Genomic DNA, 18,974 nt, shown 5'->3' with positions numbered 1-18,974 from the left:
CCTGAACGCGGGCATTTGATGCATATCAAGTGAGCCGTATATGCAGGGAGTTATGCCTTTTTTGCAACATGTAATGCGTCAACATTTGCTTTGTTGTCATGCTTAAAGCTGGGATTTATTCCAGGTCGGCTGGAATGCGTACATTGAAGGTCGTTCCCTCATTCGGTACGCTGGTGAAGTCTATGGTCGCCTGATGCCTGTCCAGCACGGCTTTGACGAAGACCATGCCCAGGCCTATGCCGTCATTTTTAGGCTGGTCACTGGTCTTGAAGCGCTGGAAGCGCTGGAATAGCCTGGCCTGGTCTGCATGGGTAATGCCATAACCCTGGTCGGCAATAGAGCAGACGATGACAGAGTCAGCCAGGCGCTGTTCACGCACCAGCGAGCAGGTGATGGTAGTGTCCTTGGGACTGTATTTGATGGCATTTGACAACAGATTTGTCAGCACCCTGGTCATCAGCGAGTTATCGACCAGCACAGGGAATTCTTCGTCCTGGATTTTTGTTTGTATGCGGATATTCTTGCTGCGGGCCAGCGACCACATTTCTTCTGTCGCTACCAGCAAGATGTCCTGGAAATCAGCTTCTTCGTAGCGATAATTTTGCGACTCTGCCTGCGCGAGTTGTACAAAATTATCAGCCAGGCCCAAAGTGGAGCGCGATGCCCTTTCTATGCGCGCCATGAATTCATCCGCTGGCAGGGCGGTGCTGCTGTCTTTTTGCAATTCCAGCAGTGCCAATATCGAGGCCTGCGGTGCACGCATGTCGTGCGAAATGAAATGCAGGGTTTCATCCCGGCTGCGTTCGGCGGCACGCACACTGGTGATATCGATGAGGCTGACTATCCAGCCCACCAGCTGCTTTTCACCGTTGTAACTCGGGGCGCTCTTGATCAGCAAATCCTTGCCCTGTGGGTCTCTGACCTCTATGCCCTGCGACATGGTTTTGGTGTGTTTGATGTCGAGCAAATCCCACCAGCTAAAACTGGCGTCTGAGCCGGTATCGGCATTGCTTGGTGGTGACATCTTGGCGAACAGATAGGGCACCAGTGCATCATTGACCTTGGGCATACCTATGCCGGCAAAATAATCAAGCGCAGGCTGGTTGGTCAGCAAGACATTACCATCGGTCGTGGTGACCATGGTCGCGTCTGGCAGGCTGGCCAGGCTGTCGCTGACAAACTGGCGCAGGTCACGTACCCGGTCTACTGCTTCACGCATGGCATTGATGCTTTGTTCGAGGGTATCGGTCAGTGCGCGCACAGGTTGCTCGTCATCTTCATCGATAAATTCAGGCAAGAGATGGGGCTCTTTATCGAGTATCCTGAATTCTTCGGCCAGGAAGCGTATCGCTGCTTCCAGCCTGCGCCAACTCCACAGGGGGTAAGCGATGATCAGTGCAAACAGTGCTGCGGTAGGGGGCGCCCAATACCCTGCATACCTGAGCATAGCCCAGCTACCGAACATGGTAATGACCGCCACTACCGCAGTCGCCATCAGGGCCTTGCGTGGTGACAGCATCTGGTAAGCCATCAGCGCCAGCGCCACGGCCAGCAGATTCAGCAGGTATAAATACAGCTTGGGTGCCGCATGTATGCTGCGCTGGTCCAGCAGCGCAGCGAGGATATTGGCATTGATCTCCACACCGGAAATCATGCCCTCGTTACCAGATACCGGGGTAGGGAAGGAGTCAGCCATGGCACTGGCCGTGGGGCCGACCAGCACATATTTGTTCTTGAAAAAATCAGCAGGCACTTCGCCTCGCAAAACACTGACATACGGCACAGAGCGGAAATGTCCGGCACTGCCAGCAAAAGGGATGTGCATCAGGTAGTCGCGCTGCCAGGTACCGGGCTCAGGCGTTGCATTGCGCAAGCTGGCAGGCAGGCGTTCACCTGGCAGATTTGTTTCGGTGCCCGGGGCAACCTGATTGCCAATGTCGGCCAGCGCCAGCGCAAAATGTGGCCACCATTCACCATTCATGCCTTCACGCAGGAAAACGCTACGCACTACGCCATCCTTATCGACTTCAAGATTGATATGCGCCAATTGACGGGCTGCACTCGCCAGCAGAGGGATAGGGCGTACCGTGGCAAGGCCCTTGCCAGCATTTTCCGAGATCAGGGGCAGGACCACGTTATTGCTGCGTACCAGCGCTTCGGCCAGTTGCTGGTCCCCATTTTGTGTCTGGTCGCTACGTTCTTCTGCTTCAGTAAAGACAAAGTCCATGCCGATGGCGACAGGATGGGCTGCACTGATTTGCTTGATGAGTTCAGCATGACGCAGGCGCGGCCACGGCCATTTGCCAAGTTCACTCAGGCTGTGACTATCTATGCCAACGATGATGATGTCATCCCGCGCCGGTTGGGAATTGAGTTGCATCAGCCTGTCATACAAGACCAGGTCAGTTCGCTCCAGGGTCTTGTAGTAGAGCAGGCCAGCGGTGACGCAGAGGATGAGGATACTGAGAACCAGCCACTCGCGTAATGCAATACGTTCTACCTGTAAGTGGCTGTTTTTCATAGGGTGCTGCTAATTTTTCCTGGCCTTTTTATGCTGTGATTGTATCAATAATTGGTACCAACAGGGCCGTTCCCGCTCTGTATTGCAGAACCGTCACCACTGGTCCAGCGCTGTTGCAGCGTGATTTTCTGGGTCGATGAGAAGGGGCTGACATAACCATCCGGGTCGGTAGAGCGCACCCGGATGAAGTAGACCCCCGCATCTGGCCGGTTGATCTTCAGCTCTGCCTTGTCGAGTTCTTTGCTCAGGAACAGTTTCTTGAAATCAGGATCAGTGCTGATCTGTATCAGGAATTTCTGTCCCGGTTCAGAAGCCCAGCTAAATGACAATTGATTGCCATTGCCTTCATCCGGCGGTGCCAGGCTGGTGACTGGCAAGACCACGAATTTTTGTGCATCGCTGTAAGGGCCATGATCTGGCTTGCCATCTTTTTGCACTATCGTGGCGACATGCCAGAAATACTCAGCTTCGGCAGGGCGATCAGCGCTGAACTGGACTTCTTTCAAACCCGGTTTGTCGATGAGCAGGTTTTTGAATTCTGCATCTTTGGCGACTTGCAAGTGATAAGCCACGGCATTGCTGGCTTCTGTCCAGGCAAAATCCAGGCGTTCAGCCCTGGTCTTGTTTTTGGGCTGTACGGTAAAAGGTGGTTCCGGACGGGCTTTCAGGGTCACTGCTTTGACTAGTGGCAGGCCTTCCAGCCCCAGTTTGTCGATGGCAGTGATGCGTACAAAGTAATTGCCATCGGCAAAGCCATCAAACTTGAAGCGGTTGTCTTTGTAGCGGTTTTCTGCCAACACATTGATGATGTCCTTGTCCTGGGCAATTTGCACGCGATAGCCCGTGGCTGCAGGATTAGTCTCTACCTGGAATTGCAGGGTAGGACGTTCTTGCAGCAGATAGCTGTCATTCATCTTCGGTGGTGGTAGTAGATCAACAGGCTTGCCGACACCCGCAGCAGAAATGATATTACCCTTGCCAGCAGTCAGCACCAGTTCATCTGTCTTTTTGGCAGTAGTATTGTTGACTGCTACACCACCCTCCAGCACTTCATTGGCAATGCCGTCTTCATTGACGCCAACGCGGAAGTTGGTGCCGCGTACACCCGCCACAGCAAGGTTGGTGCGCACTTCAAAACGCCCCTTGTTGTTGACCAGCGAAGAAACGCGTGACTCTACCTTGCCCTGTAATAAGGTGACCTCAGTACGCGGGCTGCCTGTATATTTGGTTTTACGCAACTTGGACAGGCTGACATTGCTGTTCGATGGAATCGAGATGCGCGATTCATCCGGCAAGGCCATGGTCAGGAAACCATTTTTGTCAGTGCTGATCTGCGCGCCTTCTTTCAATACGCTGCCCAGGGCCAGCGTGCCAACCTCGCCATCGGCGGCTTTATAGGCCGGGTTGCCAGTCATGGCAATGACCTTGGCTTCACTGGGTTCTTCTGGCAACAGTTCCAGCGGTATCAGTATCGCCGTACCTATGGGGATAGTTCTGTCATTACCTATCTTGTTACGCTTGCCCAGTATTGGCCAGTTGGTGGTCTTGTCAGTGTAGCGTTTGGCAATCGATGTCAAAGTATCACCCTGCAGGGCGAAATAAGTCATGTCTGGCGGGGTATTGATGAAGCTGCCTGGTGTGCCGGTTGTGGCATTGCTGGCCGGTACAGGGCTGGCAAAAATACTGATGGGTGTGGCCAGTGTCAGGCTCAATAACATGCAATATGGTATTTGTCGCAAGAGTGTGGGGGCGCTTAGTCTCATGCGGGACTCCTCGTTGGGAAAAGCTTTCCGGGGCAGCCTTGGCTGCCCCGGAGGTATTTATTCTGGTGTCATTTGTTCGAGGCGGTAGCCGTAACTGTAGACGGGCGCCAGGCGGTAGCCATTCTCCGGTCGCAATTCCAGTTTGCTGCGCACTCTGGAAATATGCGTATCCATGGTACGCGAAGGGATATCCACATCGCGTGACCATACTGCTTCGAGTATGTAGGCGCGGGACAGGGGGCGGCCAAGGTTGCGGAACAACAGCAGGGCCAGGTCGAATTCTTTCTGTGTCATTTCTACAGGCACATCATTGACACTGACGCGGCCAGCGCGGGTCTCAAATTTGTAGATGCCAAATTGCAAGTGTTCAGACGCTGCCTGGGTAGGGTAGGCGCGGCGTAACAGGGCCTGCACCCTGGCCACCATTTCACTGCGGCGTATCGGTTTGATCATGTAATCATCGGCACCGGCTGCGAGGCCAGCGACGATATCGTCTTCACCAGAACGGCTGGTCATGAACAGGACTGGCAGCGTAGGAGAGAGTTTTTCACGTACCCAGTGCAAAATCTCGGTGCCGCTCAGGTCTGGCACTTGCCAGTCCAGTATCAGCATGTCGTAACTCTCCCTGCGCAATTGATGCAGCATCTCTTTCCCGCTCAGGAAAGGGTGAGTCGTATGACCGGCTGCATTCAATATGGTGCAGACCAATTCGAGCAAGTTATTGTCGTCGTCAAGTACAGCGATTCTCATGGGATGTTACCGTTGATGTTCGGCAAATAAAGTGGAATATCTTCCATTATATCGAAAGCAAGTGAAAAAATAAGTAATTGTGAAAAAATGTGAATAAAACACAAATTACTTCTTGTTACAAACTTCCGCCAATAGAAGGCGTCAATTGCTGATTTTGTTGTTTTTTAGTAAATTCCTCGCCGTACCGCCTGTATGTGTAAAACCAGTCAGTGTCTTTATGACTTAACTCCGTAATTCCAGTTCCGGCAAAACCACATTCACGTCCAGCACTTCCAGATTACCCTGTTTATCCAATGATACTTTGATATCTTCCGGATTGACCTTGGTGTATTTTGAAATCACGGCGATCAGTTCTTCACGTAATGCTGGCAAAAAATCATAGCCATCACGGCCTGTGCGCTCACGGGCGATGATAATTTGCAGGCGTTCCTTCGCCACATTGGCGGTTTTTGGTTTGGTATTAAATAAAAATGAAAGCAGAGCCATATTATTTGCCTCCGAAAATGCGTTGCAGCAGCCCCGGTTTTTCGTAATTGATGAATCGCAAGGGCACTTCTGCCCCCAAAAAGCGGGAAACCACGTCTTCATAGGCATCCGACACATCACTGCCCTTCATATGAATGGCAGGGTTACCTTGATTAGATGCATGAAGTACCGCTTCGGATTCAGGAATAACACCAATCAGCGGTATGCGCAAGATTTCCTGTACATCGGTATAAGACAACATCTCACCGGCTTCTACCCGTTTTGGTGAGTAGCGGGTGATCAGCAGATGTTCCTTGACCGGTTCACCACCAGCCTGGGCACGCTTGGACTTGGCCTGGATAATGCCGAGGATGCGGTCAGAATCCCTGACGGATGAGACTTCAGGATTGGTCACGACGATGGCTTCGTCGGCAAAAGTCAGCGCCATAACCGCACCACGCTCGATACCGGCAGGCGAATCGCAGACGATGAATTCAAAATCCATCTTGATCAGGTCATTCAATACCCGTTCCACGCCTTCTTCCGTCAGGGCATCTTTGTCGCGGGTTTGTGAGGCGGGCAAAATAAACAGGTTATCGCAGTGTTTATCCTTGATCAGGGCCTGGTTCAGGGTCGCTTCACCGCTGATGACATTCACCAGGTCATACACGACACGGCGTTCGCAGCCCATGATAAGGTCAAGGTTGCGCAGGCCTACGTCAAAGTCCAGCACGGCTGTTTTATGGCCGCGCATGGCCAGGCCTGAAGAAAAACTGGCACTGGAAGTCGTCTTGCCTACGCCGCCCTTACCGGATGTCACAACGATGATTCTTGCCACAAATAACTCCTTTTATCTATCCGAAGATACTGAAAATTGGGGGGCGTCAGCCTGCTGATTTCACTGATGATACTTCAATACTGTCACCAAGCAGTTTAACTTGAACCGGATGGTGGGGTAGTAACGGCGGGAAGCCATTTTCAAATGTACGGTAAATCCCGGCAATGGAGACCAGTTCAGGTTCCATGGTCAGGGCAAAAATCCTGGCTTCGGTATTTCCAGTTGCGCCAGCCAGGGCGCGGCCACGCAAAGGCGCATAAATATGGATGCTGCCATCGGCAATCACTTCAGCCCCGTTATTGACTGAAGCGGTGATGATCAGATCAGCCCCGCGTGCATAAATGCGCTGGCCAGCGCGTACAGGCGTATCAATGACCATGGCAGGCATATTGCGGATGATGATTTGTGGTTCAACTGCAACGGGTGCCGGAGCCGCTACCACCTCTACAGGTGCTGGGGCTGGCTGCTGTTCAACTGGCGCTTCAACCGGGGCTTCAAGCTTAAGTTCCGGCTCTGCCCTGGGTTTGCTGACCACATCTATGCTCAGGCCATGAGAGCGTATGGTGGCATGGTCTTCTTCACGCGCATGGCGCACGGCAACCGGGTTCAGCCCATGCGACTTGAACAGCGGGATCAGTGCATTCCAATCCGGCGTCTGTTCAGTAATCGCTTCCACATCAATGACGGCAAATTCATCATCAAAAAAATCAGGCGAACCCGCGGTCATTTCCTTCAATGCTGCTTCGAGCACAGGAAAAGCGGAGTCATGCAGCAAAATTGCAACAGCAACAACAGTAGAAATCTTGATCTCAATGGGCTTGCGCGTCAGGCTGTTTTGCATGGCATCCAAAAAAAATAGTGGTAAATCTGCTTAAAACCTATTTCCGATCTTACTGCGCGAGCGTGATCGGGGCTCATGTGCTGCTCAAAATGCTCATGTACTAGAGTACATTCCGCTTTTTGCGCTGCTCTTCACCCCCGCTGACGTTCGCTCGCTACAGATCGCAAACAGGTTCTTATTACCCAAATACTTGCACAGGAGGAATAATTGCATTCCCCTATGTCAGCATTATATTCATGTACCAATTGTGGCAGGCATGAAAAGGACTAATCCTACCAATAGGCGGGCAGGATTGCAAAATTATGCACTTTTTATTTTACAAAGCTACAAAAACTGAGGTGAGTGCACTTAAATCGACTTAAAAAGCATGTGCTTCGTGCAAGCTTTCTAGTATATTAATTTTCATCGTTGACAAAGCTGCATGCGTCCGCTTGCGTGGTCTTTCCTGCAATACGGCAAATTCTTGTCTTATGCTCGCGGTATGCTGAACCGTCTGTTGTTCCATGAGTACGACACGGTCACTCAGGTACAGGGCTTCATCAATATCATGGCTGACCAGGATGATGGTCAAGCCATGCTCGCTGGCGATATTGATCAGCAAATCCTGCATCTTCATGCGGGTGAACGCATCCACAGCAGAAAAAGGTTCATCCAGTAACAGAATTTTAGGGCTGGAGAATAAGCCACGGGCAATTGCCACACGTTGTGCCTGGCCACCGGATAGTTGCTTGGGCAGGGCATGCTCATAGCCATGCATACCGACTTCAGCCAATAGCCTGGCAACTTTAGGCTGGTCGCGACTGGCGTCATCGCTGTCGAAAGCAATATTCTCAGCCACCGTCAGCCAGGGGAATAAACGCGGCTCCTGGAAGATAAAACCGATGTCGCGGCTGACACCCTGCAGCTTGCGGCCATCCAGGCTGATTTGTCCTTCAAAATTGCCATCCAGCCCGGCAACGATGGATAGCAAGGTACTCTTGCCGCAACCACTTGCACCGATCAGGCTGAGGATTTCACCCTGTTGCACGCTGAGTTGCAGGTTCTTGAGTATCTGACGTGTGCCATAGGATCTCCTGGCGACTTCGATTTGTAAAAAGGGGGACGAAAAGCTGCTCATCTCAAGTCCTGTTACCGTGTTGGTAAGTATCCCGCCAGGCCAGAAAATGCGTTTCCAGTTTTTGCATGAGCCAGTCGCTGCTTTTGCCCAAGACCGCGAGTATGGCTATCGCCGCCAGCACGATATCGGCACGGCTGGTTTCACGACCGTCAGTCAGCAGATAACCCAGGCCCTGGCTGGCAGCAATCAGTTCTGCCGCCACCATGAACATCCAGGCAAGGCTGAGACCATTGCGCAAGCCCGTGATAATGGCAGGCAAGGCGGCGGGCAAGAGTATGCGCCTGATCATGGCAGCGGTCGATAAGTGGTACAGCTTGCCCACTTCGATGAGACGCCGATCTACTCCGCGTATGCCCGACACCACACCCATATACACCGGGAAGAAAGCACCAATCGCAATCAGCACCAGCTTGGGTGCTTCATCTATGCCCAGCCACAGCAGTAGCAAAGGCACCCATGCCAGTGAAGGTATCGCCCGCAAAGCCTGGAAGCTGGGATCCAGTATTGCTTCCAGGCGGGTACTCAGACCCACCAGCGAACCAGTCACAATAGCCAGAGTGGCCCCTGCGATAAAACCTGCCGCGACCCTTGCGCTACTAATGCCTATGTGTGCCAGCAAGCCTTGCTGTGCAAGGTGAGCAATGGTGTTGAAAATCTCGCTGGGAGCAGGCAAATGATTGGCGGCGATCCAGCCACGGCTGACACTGATTTCTGCCAGCAGGATCAAGGCGAAGGGCAATATCAAGCCCAACAAGACACGCGGTATGCCAGGACGCTGCCTGCTGGCAGTGACAGTTTTGGCGGGCGTATCCGCAATAATGGTGGCGCTGGTCGAAGGCATGATGCTGATTCGCTAGTCTGGATTAAACCGTGATCAGCTTCTGGGCAAAACGAGTATCAACGAGATCGCGTATGGTACGGCTCAAATCAACGCCCGGTTTCACCAGACCTTCATCTTGCAGAATAGGTGCTGCTACCTGTAAGGCCTGTATATGCTCATTCGATGGCAGGGCATTGCTAAAGTCACTGCGCAATTTGATTTGCAACAAGGCTACCGGCAAACTGACCTTGGCTTCTTCGGACAAAATTTTTGCCGCTTCAGTCGGGTTAGTACGTATCCATGCCCTGGCTTTTTCATAAGCCCGCAACACACGTGTCACTTCGGGGCCGCGGTTATTCAGAAAGTCTTCACGCACATTCAAAAAGCCATAAGTATTGAAAGCCACGTTGCGATAAATCAGGCGCGAATTGGCTTCCAGTTCACTGGCTGCCATATGCGGATCAAGCCCGGCCCATGCATCGGCCTTCCCTTGCTCGAGTGCGGCGCGACCATCGGCATGTTGCAAGCCCACATGTTCAATGTCTGAACGTTTCAGGCCAGCGGTCTTCAAGGCGCGTAGCAAGAACAAGTAAGGATCAGTGCCCTTGGTCGCTGCGACTTTCTTCCCTTTCAAATCTGCCAAAGTGCGGATAGGAGAATCCTTGCGCACTACCAGCGCTGTCCATTCAGGGCGTGAAAAAATATACGGTGTCTTGATCGGGTTGCCATTCGCCTTGGCCAGCAAGGCGGCCAGTCCCGCAGTGGAACCTATGTCCAGGCTATTCGCATTCAGGTATTCCAGGGCGCGGTTACTACCGGCACTGAGCACCCATTTGATATTCGTGCCATCTGCCTTGAATTCTTCTTCTAGCCAGCCAAAGCGGCGCAACACCAGACTGGTTGGCGAGTAATAGGCATAGTCGAGACGCAATTCCTTGAGCGGTGATGCAGCCTGAACGAGTGATGGCAAGCTCGCAATGCCAGTGGTTGCAGCAACAGTAGATAGTTGTAGAAAATGGCGGCGTTTCATGACGTTTCCCGATAATGTTATTGTGTTTTATTAGATGCAATCTTTTAGGCTGCATCAGCCAGCGGATTGTTGATATGTGTATTTCTGCCTATATGGTTTTCTGGAAGTCGTGAGCCTCGCTGGAATAACTGCTGGCGCAAAGTGCCATCGCTGTAACTGGTTTTGTAACGGCCACGCGCCTGCAATTCCGGCACGATGAACTTCACTACATCCCTGATGGTTTCATGCGCGAGAGCGAAGCTCAGGTTGAAGCCATCAATACCGGTTTCATCCAGCCATGCCTCGAGTTGATCAGCCACTTCCCTTGCATCGCCAACTAGCACAGGGCCACGGCCACCGAGGGCGATAAATTCTGCGGCTTCGCGTACTGTCCATTTCTTGCCAGGGTCAGCAGAACTGAATGAGGCCAGCGCAGAGCGGCCTGCTTCAGATTCTATGTAATCGATAGTTGCATCCAGTGGTAACTTCGAGAAATCGACACCTGTCCAGCCAGACAGCAAGGCCAGTGAAGCCTCAATATCAATGTACTGGCGATATTCCTGATATTTTGCTTTTGCGGCTTCGCTGCTTTCTGCCGTGATGATCAAGGCCTGTGCATAGATATACACATCGCCAGCTTCGCGCCCGGCGGTTTTCAACGCCGCGCGTGTGTCATCAACATAGCGTTTAACGACCTGCTTGCTGGGGCCGCTGACGAAAGTGCATTCTGCATGCTGAGCCGCAAAGGCAGTGCCACGTGCGAAATTACCCGCCTGGAACAACAGGGGTGTTCTTTGCGGTGAAGGTTCGGACAAATGTATGCCGGGCACGCTGTAGTATTTGCCATGATGGTGGATGGCATGCACATGCGCGGGGTCGGTATAAATGCCACGCTCCTTGTCGCGCACCACAGCCTGCTCATCCCAGCTTTTTTCCCATAACTTATAGACCACTTCCATGTACTCATCCGCCAGGTCATAGCGTTCATCATGGCTCAGTTGTTTTTGCAGGCCCAGGTTACGGGCTGCACTATCCAGGTAACCAGTCACGATATTCCAGCCTATGCGCCCCTGCGTCAAATGATCCAGCGTAGAGATACGTCGCGCAAAGGTATAAGGGTGCTCATAGGTCAGTGCGCAAGTCACCCCAAAGCCCAGATGCCTGGTGACGCTGGCCATCAGTGGCACCAGTGCCAGCGGGTCATTCAGCGGTACTTGTATCGCATGGCGCAATGCGGCATCTGTATCACCCGCATATACGTCATATACACCCAGCACATCTGCCAGGAAAATGGCATCAAACAAGCCTTCTTCGAGCAGGCGTGCCAGCTCTGTCCAATGTTCTGCACTGGTATAGCGATGACTATTATCCCTGGGGTGACGCCACATGCCGGGCGATTGATGTCCGACAGTGTTCATCTGGAATGCATTGAAGCGGATAAGCTTTTTGCTCATACAAATATCTATTTGGCTGCGACTTCAAGTGCCTGCTGATAATCAGGCTTGGAGAAACCGGCGAAATGCTTATTCGTCACTTCCAGAAATTCTCTTGAACGGTAAGCTGCTTCCAGGTCTTTTACCCAGGGTTTGCTCTTGTCATCGGTACGTATAGCAACCAGGTTTTGATAATTGGCAGAGATTTTTTCACGCGCCAGTGCTTCATTGAGTTTCAAGCCCGACGCCAGTGCAAAATTGCCATTCACAAAAGAGAAATCAGTATCTTCGAGAGAGCGTGGCAGTTGTGCTGCTTCCAGTGGTATCAGCTTGATTTTCTTGAGGTTGTCCGCCACATCTTTTTCAGATGCACGGATAGGGTCGATATTTGCCTTCAATTTGATCCAGCCCAGTTGATCCAGCAAGACTAGCGCGCGTGCCTGGTTGGTTGGGTCATTGGGCAAGGCAACTGTCGTACCTTCTTTAACTTCGTTCAGGGACTTATGCTTTTTGCTGTAGATCGCAATCGGCGCAGTTGGCACCTTGATCAATTCTGACAGTGCCAGTTTATTGTCGGTCGAGAATTTCTTCAGATAGATGATGTGCTGGAAGGCATTGGCATCCAGTGAACCTTCTGCCAGTGCAAAGTTAGGTTGGATGTAATCATTGAATTCAACGACCTTGACCTTGTAACCCTGTTTTTCCAGTATGGGTTTGATACCCAGTTTGACCTGATCTGCATAGGGGCCGGCACTGGTACCTATCACCAGTTCTTTAGGGTCTTTTGCAAATGCTGAGCCAGTCAAGGTAGTGGCGAGGGCAAGAGTCAGTGTGGCTAGCAGGAATGGGCGACGATGCATGAGAGGGGCCTTTTTAAAATATAGAATTAGCGTTTATCGATATGGCGGGCAATGCGGTTGCCCGTGAACTGTATGATCTGCACCAGTGCAATGAGCAGGGCAACCGTGATGAACATGACGTCGGTCTGGAAGCGGTAATAGCCGTAGCGTATTGCCAGGTCACCTATGCCACCGCCACCAACCACACCGGCAACAGCAGAGTAAGACAGGAAACTGATCGCCAAGACAGTCAGTGCCAACACCAGGCCGCTGCGCGCTTCCACCAGCAAGACGCGGAGAATGATTTGCAACTCAGACGCACCCATCGCATGCGCGGCTTCAATCACGCCGCGCGGCACTTCACGAAAACTTTGTTCTACCAGGCGGGCGAAATAGGGGATGGCCGCAATCGACAAAGGCACCGCTGCCGCCAGCGGGCCTATCGAGGTGCCGACTATAAACCGTGTGAATGGCACCAGCGCCACCAGCAAGATAATGAAGGGGAAGGAGCGTATGGTATTCACCAGCCAGCCCAGGAAAACTGCCAGCGGACGGTTTTGCAGCGATTGTCCATCTCCCACAAGAAAAAGCAAAACACCCAGCGGGCCACCGATTAGCACGGCCGCACTCAGGCCTATGGCCAGCATGGTAAAAGTCTGCAATGCGGCTGTACCCAACTCAGGTAATAATGCAATCAGATTTTCAAACATGGCTTAATTCCTTCCACTGTGGATTGCTACCATTCTCCTGACCATGAAAAGCCAGCTCGCGACCGAGCGCAGTCTTGCGCAGGATGCCGGTATCAGCCAATGAAAAACTCTCGGCAATTTCTCCGTCTTCGATGACGGCTACCTTGTTGCAGATGGTACTGAGCACCGATAGCTCATGGCTGACAATGACGATAGTGACACCCAGTCGCTGATTGATATCACGCAGGGTATCCAGCACTTCGCGCGTGGTTTCTGCATCCAGTGCAGAGGTGGGTTCATCGCACAAGACCACATTGGGTTTGCTGGCCAGCGCACGTGCAATTGCGACACGCTGTTTTTGTCCGCCAGACAATTGGGCCGGATAGCTGCCTGACTTATTGGAAAGACCGACGATGTCCAGGCATTCCGCAACACGCGCGGCGATTTCTTGCCTGCTTTGCTTCGTGTGTATTCTCAACGGGAAAGCGAAATTTTCAAATACGCTGGCGTTTTGCAAGAGATTGAATTGCTGGAAAATCATGCCTATGTTTTGTCTGGCGACGCGCAGTTCTTTTTTACCCAGCTTGGTTAGTTCCTGAGCGGCGACGATGACCGCACCGCTATCTGGACGCTCCAGCAAATTGATCAAACGCAGCAATGTTGATTTACCAGCGCCACTCTTGCCTATCAGGCCAAAGATATCGCCTTGTTCAATATCGAGACTGACAGATTTGACTGCATGAAAAGTCTTGCCATCCGGCAGAGCGAAAGCCTTGCTGACAGACTGTATTTGTATAAGAGGTGTGCTCACGTTTATTGCCGATCAAGAATATGCAGTAGGTTCAGGAAAGCTGCCATTCAATACATAACGACCCAGGTCACGCAATTTGTAATCGATGGGGTCATGCAGGGTATGTACCCTGACTTTGCGCCAGAACCTGTCATAGCCATAGCGTGCCGAGGTGGAACGGGCGCCAGTCAGTTCAAACATTTGCGAGCTGACTTCTATACCAGCGCGGTGCGCCAGGCACTTTGCTTCTACCACGGCAATCGCCACTTCGCCGCGGGTTTCTGCCGTGACCAGCGGTCCCTGGCGAAAAGCTTTTTCCAGGTTCGCTGCAGCCTGGTCTGCGAGGGCAACTGCCGGGCGCAATAGCAACCACAGTTCCCCATATCGGTGTTGTATGTAAGGGTCGTCCGTGGCTTTATCCACGCCTGCAGCAAACCATGCTCTGGCCTGTTCTTGCGTATATTGGCGGGCAGCATCAAAGGCACCCAGGCCTATGCCCAGGTACAGATTCGTCATGATGAGCTGTGCAACTTGCGAGCGCAGTGTTGCCTGCGCAGTGGGTATTGTTGCTGGCGCTTGCAACACCAGATCAGCAGGCAAGAAGACATTTTCAAAATGCACATTGCCACTATCCGTCTGCTTTTGACCAAAGGCATCCCAGTCGGCTTGTACCGAGATACCTTTTTGACTTGTGGGCACTGCGGCGATCAGGGCACTTTGAGTTTGCTCATCCCAGGCCGAGATGGTCAGCCATTCTGCACCCACAGAGCCAGATGAAAAACTCTTGATGCCATGCAGGATATAACCGCCATCCGTCCTTGTTGCCGTGGTGCGCTTGTCCAGAGGGTTAAGGGCATTCCCCCAGAAAAGTCTTTGTTCTACTGTCGCTGCCAGCAAGCGGCGCTGTTGCTGCGCATTGCCATACAGCTGTATGCCAGCGAGTTGCAAATGATGAAAAGCGAACACATGGGCAAGTGCGCTGTCGGCCTTGGCGAGCAGGCGTATCACCTGAAACACCAGAGGCCAGTCCGCACCCTGGCCACCAAATTCTACCGGGATGGAGAGTGTCAACAAGCCAGAGGTACGTATCCATTCGCGCTCTTGTTGCGCATGCCCGCCTGCGCGGTCACGTGCTACGGCGGTGCTGGCCAGTTGATCAGCCAAAGCACTCGCGATAGCCAGAGCATCTTCTTGCTGATCTGACGAAGAAGTAGGTGTAACGCGGCTGTGGAGAGCAAAAGGCATGGCAAACCTGATCTATCAAAATAATTTGAAAAATCAGTATTACATTGCTCCTTATGCGCGTACACGAACAAATCCAGCTTACCTTATGCGTTATTGACCTATGAAGAAAATCAAGATTGCATAGTCGAAATGTGCATTATGTTTAGGTTATGAGGCCGATGAGTTTTGTGTCTGTAGCAGATAATCGATGAAGCCCCTGACTTTCAAGGCCAGATGTTTGCCTGGCGTATATACCGCATAAATATTGCCAGTATAAGGCGCGCAAAATTCCCAATCAGGTAAAACAACTTCCACCTGTTTCGCGGCAATGGCAGCGCGTGCCGTAAAGTCCGGGACCAGGCCTATGCCACCACCAGCCAGGGTGGCAGCGAGTATTGCTGAACTATTGTTGATAGTCAGTCGCGCCGGGATTTGTACATTGCATTGCTGCTTGCCTTTTTGCATGCTCCAGTGATCACCAAAGCTGCCATAGCCCAGATAAATGCAGCGATGTGTCGTTAATTCATCAGGTTCAGCGGGACGGCCAGACTGTTGCAGATAATCCGGCGTAGCCACCAATACATAACGCATCTTGCCCAATGGCCGGGCTGCCAGACCGGGTGCCAGTTCGCGAGAAATACGTATCGCCAGATCGACACCTTCATCAATGAGGTCCAGGGTACTGTCTATCAGCGTCAAGCGCACAGATACATCGGGATAGGCATCCAGAAAGGCCGGTAGCAAGGGCGCCAGCCAGACTTCGCCAAGTACCACAGGGGCAGTCACACGTATCACGCCGCTGGGATGCTGGCTGTAAGTGCCTGCCAGCGCATGGGTTTCACGTGCTGCCTGCAAGATACGCCTGCTGCCGGTCAGCACTTCCTGCCCCAGCTCGGTCAGGGAAAATGAGCGCGTGGTTCTTTGCAATAGCCTGCCACCCATATGCGCTTCCAGCCGGGTGATGTGGCGGCTGATAGCTGAGGTATTTACGCCTAATTGCCGGGCCGCCGCTGAAAAACTGCCACTTTCCACGACTTGGGCAAAGATCGCCATCTCATTGAGCATTTCCATCACGCATATCCTTTTGCTTTTGCTCCATGAGCAATAATCCTTTGTATTTTATGCGTATTGTTGAAGAGTGTCAGCTTGTCGATAATGGAGGCAACTTAAATCAGAAGCAGGCGGATACGATGAATAGCAACTCTGGTAATTCCGGCAAATGGCAAATGGTAGTGGCAATGTCATTGTCCGGCACCATAGGTCTGTTCGTATTGGCCAGCGGGCAACCAGCAATGACGGTGGTGTTGTTACGCTGTCTGATTGGCGGGCTTAGCCTGTTGGCCTTGCTGTACTGGCAAGGCGGCTGGCAGAATTTGAATGCCAGGCAAGTGAAGTGGCTATTGCTGGGAGCCGCAGCCCTTATCATCAACTGGCTATGCCTGTTTTCTGCCTACAGGCTCAGCAGTATTTCCATCGCCACGGTGGTCTATCATGTACAACCCTTCTTTTTACTGATCTTGCTGGCCATCACGCAAAGAGATGGGCAGATCTGGCGCAAGCTGCCTTTCCTGTTACTGGCTTTTGTTGGCGTGGTGCTTAGTTCTGGTCTGGATATCCGGCATGATTTCCTGCGCAATGCTGACGGACATGTTAGTCAGGCACTGGCAGGTGCCGGGTTGGCTTTGCTGGCAGCCTTACTGTATGCCTTCGCTACCCTGGCGACGCGTAAGCTGCAAGGCATAGTCCCGGCGCAGATTGCAGGATTACAGTTGCTGACGGGTGCCGTGGTATTGGCACCGATGGCAGATTTATCAAACTGGAGCTGGCATTGGCAAAGCTGGGGCAGTTTATTGCTGCTGGGCTTTGTCCATACCGGGTTGATGTATAAACTCATGTACGATGCTTTTCAAAAATTGCCAGCAACGAGTATTGCTACCTTGTCCTTTATTTATCCGCTGGTGGCCTTGCTGGTTGATGTGCTGTTTTTTGCAACTGTACTGAGTGCCTGGCAATTGCTGGGCATGGTCATGATCTTGCTGGCTGTATTGGCAAATCAGCGCGATTGGCATCCTGCCATTTTGAAGCATGTCGCGAATGCGGTGTCTGGGCGCGGAAAACAAATGTGAAAGTGTTTTTGCGGGATTTGTGGTGATAATATCTACGCTTTCATTGTGCTACTTGGATACGATGCATGAGATTTTCATGGGCAAGGGCCGTCGGGTGCAGCATAATTGCAGATTGCTCTGTTACCAAGAATAAAAAAGGATACACATGACACTCACCTGGATAAGACAACCCCCACTTCTTATCGCCTGCAACGCTTGTCAGGTATGTCATTGTTCGCCACCCTGAGTCCGCGTGAGCTGAAAATTATTGATGGCATGTTGCACGACAGGCAGTATCTTGCCAATGAAATCATCTTCGATGAGGGTGAGGAAGGGCAGGCCTTGTACATCATCCTGTCCGGCGTAGTCAGTATCAACCGCAGGCGCGAGCATGGTGATGAGTTCATTGCCAATCTGACCGAGGGCAATTTTTTCGGTGACGTAGCCTTGCTGGATAATTCTCCGCGCAGCGCGCAGGCCAAGGCAGCAGAGAATTGCGAGGTCGCGGTATTTTTCCGTGCTGACTTCAGCTCTTTACTGGAAACCAATGCCGTCATTGGCTATAAAATTTCGCTGGAACTGGCCAGGCTGAACAGCCGCCGCCTGCGTGATTCCCTCGATGATGTTTCGCGTAGTGAGGCCTTGTGAACCAGCGTCAATCTGGCCCCATTGTATGGCTATGTGTACTGGCTTCCACTTGCGCGCTGCTATTTTTATTGCCCAAGGTCTTGTGGCTGCTGATACCGTTCATGTTTGCGATGATACTGTATTACATCCTCGTACCTGCAGTGGCACGCCTGAGTTTGCTGGGTTTGCCGCGTGAGTTGGCAGCTACCCTGGTTGGCGGTATTTTTTTTATTGCTCTGGCTTTGGCACTGGCCTACATCATTAATAAATTCACTTTGCGTGCAGGATCTTTGCAAGACATGTTCTCGCATTATGTCGATGGCGGGATACGTTTCGTGCACAATTCCATGCAGACCATGGAAGAAAATTTTTCCATACTCCGCAAGGCGCATGCGAGCGAATCAGTGAATGCATGGATGGCGAGTAATACCGATAATTTTGCCCAGCAATATGTTGCCAACATCCTGGTTTCCATGGCCGGAGTATTGCCGGCGTTTTTTCTGACCCCTTTCCTGACTTTCTTTTTCTTGCGTGATGGCCGCAAGTTCAAGCAATTTCTGGCACGTGCTGTGCCGAATGCTTTTTTTGAAGAAACCCTGTTTCTCATGCATGAAATTGGCCAGACTGCGCGCCGTTACTTCCAGGGCTTGTTGAAACTGACGGTGATCGATACTCTCATACTGGCGCTTGGTCTGTGGTCTATCGGCATATCAGCACCATTCACACTGGCGTTGATATCAGCCATTCTCGCATGGGTGCCTTTTGTTGGTTCTGTGCTGGGTTGCATCATGGTGGTGCTGGTGGCGGCTACTGACGCACCTGACACTCCCTTGCTGGCGTATGGCGCGATTGCCGTCTTCATCACGGTGCGCCTGCTCGATGATTTCATCTTCATGCCCATGACCCTGGGCCGCAGCTTGCATATGCATCCGCTCATTTCTGTGCTGATGATTTTCGTCGGTGGTGAACTGGCCGGTATCGCCGGCCTGATGCTGGTATTGCCTATACTGGGCATTGCCATGGTGGTGGGTGAGACAGTAGGGAGTGTGATTACCAACCCACGTTTGCGGGCACGTCACCGCCATGCCAAAGCCTTGCGTGAGCGACAGGTCAGCTTTGATTTAAAAGACTAAGAGATAAAAA

18 protein-coding genes are annotated in these 18,974 nt (G+C 52.0%); 3 read left to right on the top strand and 15 right to left on the bottom strand.

The window, feature by feature from the left end; all coding sequences use genetic code 11:
• Positions 1-115 precede the first annotated feature (115 nt).
• From UNDKW_RS24430 to UNDKW_RS24360, 15 genes are all read right to left on the bottom strand, one after another.
• Positions 116-2,521, bottom strand: a complete 2,406-nt coding sequence (locus UNDKW_RS24430; protein ID WP_162060873.1) for a CHASE2 domain-containing protein — start codon at positions 2,519-2,521, stop codon at positions 116-118.
• Between the two features lie 44 nt (positions 2,522-2,565).
• On the bottom strand, positions 2,566-4,284 hold the full coding sequence (locus tag UNDKW_RS24425) for a FecR domain-containing protein (RefSeq protein ID WP_162060872.1): 1,719 nt from the start codon (positions 4,282-4,284) through the stop codon (positions 2,566-2,568).
• 57 nt (positions 4,285-4,341) lie between these two features.
• Entirely contained in the window at positions 4,342-5,034 is a 693-nt protein-coding gene (locus tag UNDKW_RS24420) for a response regulator transcription factor (RefSeq protein ID WP_162043428.1), read from the bottom strand.
• A 222-nt stretch (positions 5,035-5,256) separates the two neighbouring features.
• Positions 5,257-5,520, bottom strand: a complete 264-nt coding sequence (gene minE / locus UNDKW_RS24415) for a cell division topological specificity factor MinE (protein WP_162043427.1) — start codon at positions 5,518-5,520, stop codon at positions 5,257-5,259.
• 1 nt (position 5,521) lies between these two features.
• A complete protein-coding gene (gene minD / locus UNDKW_RS24410) occupies positions 5,522-6,337 on the bottom strand; it encodes a septum site-determining protein MinD (protein ID WP_162060871.1) in 816 nt (271 codons plus the stop codon).
• Positions 6,338-6,383: 46 nt separating this feature from the next.
• Positions 6,384-7,178, bottom strand: coding sequence for a septum site-determining protein MinC (gene minC / locus UNDKW_RS24405; RefSeq protein WP_162060870.1), 795 nt, complete (start codon positions 7,176-7,178; stop codon positions 6,384-6,386).
• A 358-nt stretch (positions 7,179-7,536) separates the two neighbouring features.
• Complete coding sequence (locus UNDKW_RS24400; protein ID WP_162060869.1) at positions 7,537-8,295, bottom strand: ABC transporter ATP-binding protein; 759 nt, start codon at positions 8,293-8,295, stop codon at positions 7,537-7,539.
• A 1-nt stretch (position 8,296) separates the two neighbouring features.
• Complete coding sequence (locus tag UNDKW_RS24395) at positions 8,297-9,136, bottom strand: ABC transporter permease (RefSeq protein WP_162060868.1); 840 nt, start codon at positions 9,134-9,136, stop codon at positions 8,297-8,299.
• 22 nt (positions 9,137-9,158) lie between these two features.
• Positions 9,159-10,145, bottom strand: a complete 987-nt coding sequence (locus UNDKW_RS24390; RefSeq protein ID WP_162060867.1) for an aliphatic sulfonate ABC transporter substrate-binding protein — start codon at positions 10,143-10,145, stop codon at positions 9,159-9,161.
• A 44-nt stretch (positions 10,146-10,189) separates the two neighbouring features.
• Positions 10,190-11,578, bottom strand: a complete 1,389-nt coding sequence (locus tag UNDKW_RS24385) for an LLM class flavin-dependent oxidoreductase (protein WP_162060866.1) — start codon at positions 11,576-11,578, stop codon at positions 10,190-10,192.
• Between the two features lie 8 nt (positions 11,579-11,586).
• The gene (locus UNDKW_RS24380; protein ID WP_162060865.1) at positions 11,587-12,417 is read right to left on the bottom strand and encodes a MetQ/NlpA family ABC transporter substrate-binding protein; all 831 of its coding nucleotides are present in this window, start codon (positions 12,415-12,417) and stop codon (positions 11,587-11,589) included.
• A 26-nt stretch (positions 12,418-12,443) separates the two neighbouring features.
• Positions 12,444-13,106: a methionine ABC transporter permease gene (locus UNDKW_RS24375; protein WP_162060864.1), complete on the bottom strand. Its 663-nt coding sequence runs from the start codon at positions 13,104-13,106 to the stop codon at positions 12,444-12,446.
• Positions 13,099-13,896 carry a methionine ABC transporter ATP-binding protein gene (locus UNDKW_RS24370; protein WP_162060863.1) on the bottom strand — a complete coding sequence of 266 codons (798 nt, stop codon included), beginning with the start codon at positions 13,894-13,896 and terminating at the stop codon, positions 13,099-13,101. The genes UNDKW_RS24375 and UNDKW_RS24370 overlap by 8 nt, the downstream gene beginning before the upstream one ends.
• A gap of 12 nt (positions 13,897-13,908) precedes the next feature.
• Positions 13,909-15,120, bottom strand: a complete 1,212-nt coding sequence (locus tag UNDKW_RS24365) for an acyl-CoA dehydrogenase family protein (protein ID WP_162060862.1) — start codon at positions 15,118-15,120, stop codon at positions 13,909-13,911.
• A 147-nt stretch (positions 15,121-15,267) separates the two neighbouring features.
• On the bottom strand, positions 15,268-16,170 hold the full coding sequence (locus UNDKW_RS24360) for a LysR family transcriptional regulator (protein WP_162060861.1): 903 nt from the start codon (positions 16,168-16,170) through the stop codon (positions 15,268-15,270).
• A gap of 119 nt (positions 16,171-16,289) precedes the next feature.
• On the opposite strand from UNDKW_RS24360, the gene UNDKW_RS24355 reads away from it, so the two are divergent.
• From UNDKW_RS24355 to UNDKW_RS24345, 3 genes are all read left to right on the top strand, one after another.
• Positions 16,290-17,225: a DMT family transporter gene (locus tag UNDKW_RS24355; protein ID WP_232063101.1), complete on the top strand. Its 936-nt coding sequence runs from the start codon at positions 16,290-16,292 to the stop codon at positions 17,223-17,225.
• A 204-nt stretch (positions 17,226-17,429) separates the two neighbouring features.
• Positions 17,430-17,852, top strand: a complete 423-nt coding sequence (locus UNDKW_RS24350) for a cyclic nucleotide-binding domain-containing protein (protein WP_162060860.1) — start codon at positions 17,430-17,432, stop codon at positions 17,850-17,852.
• Positions 17,849-18,964, top strand: coding sequence for an AI-2E family transporter (locus UNDKW_RS24345; RefSeq protein WP_162060859.1), 1,116 nt, complete (start codon positions 17,849-17,851; stop codon positions 18,962-18,964). Before UNDKW_RS24350 ends, UNDKW_RS24345 begins: the two co-directional genes overlap by 4 nt.
• The last annotated feature ends 10 nt before the right edge of the window (positions 18,965-18,974 follow it).

The sequence above is a fragment of the Undibacterium sp. KW1 genome (assembly GCF_009937955.1).
Taxonomy (GTDB): Bacteria; Pseudomonadota; Gammaproteobacteria; order Burkholderiales; family Burkholderiaceae_D; genus Undibacterium.
This window is presented reverse-complemented; position numbering and strand designations above follow the sequence as displayed.

Coding starts and splice junctions, on each gene's coding strand:
- UNDKW_RS24430 (WP_162060873.1), bottom strand. CDS start 2,521: ATGAAAAACAGCCACTTACAGGTAGAACGTATTGCATTACGCGAGTGG.
- UNDKW_RS24425 (WP_162060872.1), bottom strand. CDS start 4,284: ATGAGACTAAGCGCCCCCACACTCTTGCGACAAATACCATATTGCATG.
- UNDKW_RS24420 (WP_162043428.1), bottom strand. CDS start 5,034: ATGAGAATCGCTGTACTTGACGACGACAATAACTTGCTCGAATTGGTC.
- minE (WP_162043427.1), bottom strand. CDS start 5,520: ATGGCTCTGCTTTCATTTTTATTTAATACCAAACCAAAAACCGCCAAT.
- minC (WP_162060870.1), bottom strand. CDS start 7,178: ATGCAAAACAGCCTGACGCGCAAGCCCATTGAGATCAAGATTTCTACT.
- UNDKW_RS24400 (WP_162060869.1), bottom strand. CDS start 8,295: ATGAGCAGCTTTTCGTCCCCCTTTTTACAAATCGAAGTCGCCAGGAGA.
- UNDKW_RS24395 (WP_162060868.1), bottom strand. CDS start 9,136: ATGCCTTCGACCAGCGCCACCATTATTGCGGATACGCCCGCCAAAACT.
- UNDKW_RS24390 (WP_162060867.1), bottom strand. CDS start 10,145: ATGAAACGCCGCCATTTTCTACAACTATCTACTGTTGCTGCAACCACT.
- UNDKW_RS24385 (WP_162060866.1), bottom strand. CDS start 11,578: ATGAGCAAAAAGCTTATCCGCTTCAATGCATTCCAGATGAACACTGTC.
- UNDKW_RS24380 (WP_162060865.1), bottom strand. CDS start 12,417: ATGCATCGTCGCCCATTCCTGCTAGCCACACTGACTCTTGCCCTCGCC.
- UNDKW_RS24375 (WP_162060864.1), bottom strand. CDS start 13,106: ATGTTTGAAAATCTGATTGCATTATTACCTGAGTTGGGTACAGCCGCA.
- UNDKW_RS24365 (WP_162060862.1), bottom strand. CDS start 15,120: ATGCCTTTTGCTCTCCACAGCCGCGTTACACCTACTTCTTCGTCAGAT.
- UNDKW_RS24360 (WP_162060861.1), bottom strand. CDS start 16,170: ATGGAAATGCTCAATGAGATGGCGATCTTTGCCCAAGTCGTGGAAAGT.
- UNDKW_RS24355 (WP_232063101.1), top strand. CDS start 16,290: ATGAATAGCAACTCTGGTAATTCCGGCAAATGGCAAATGGTAGTGGCA.
- UNDKW_RS24350 (WP_162060860.1), top strand. CDS start 17,430: ATGTCATTGTTCGCCACCCTGAGTCCGCGTGAGCTGAAAATTATTGAT.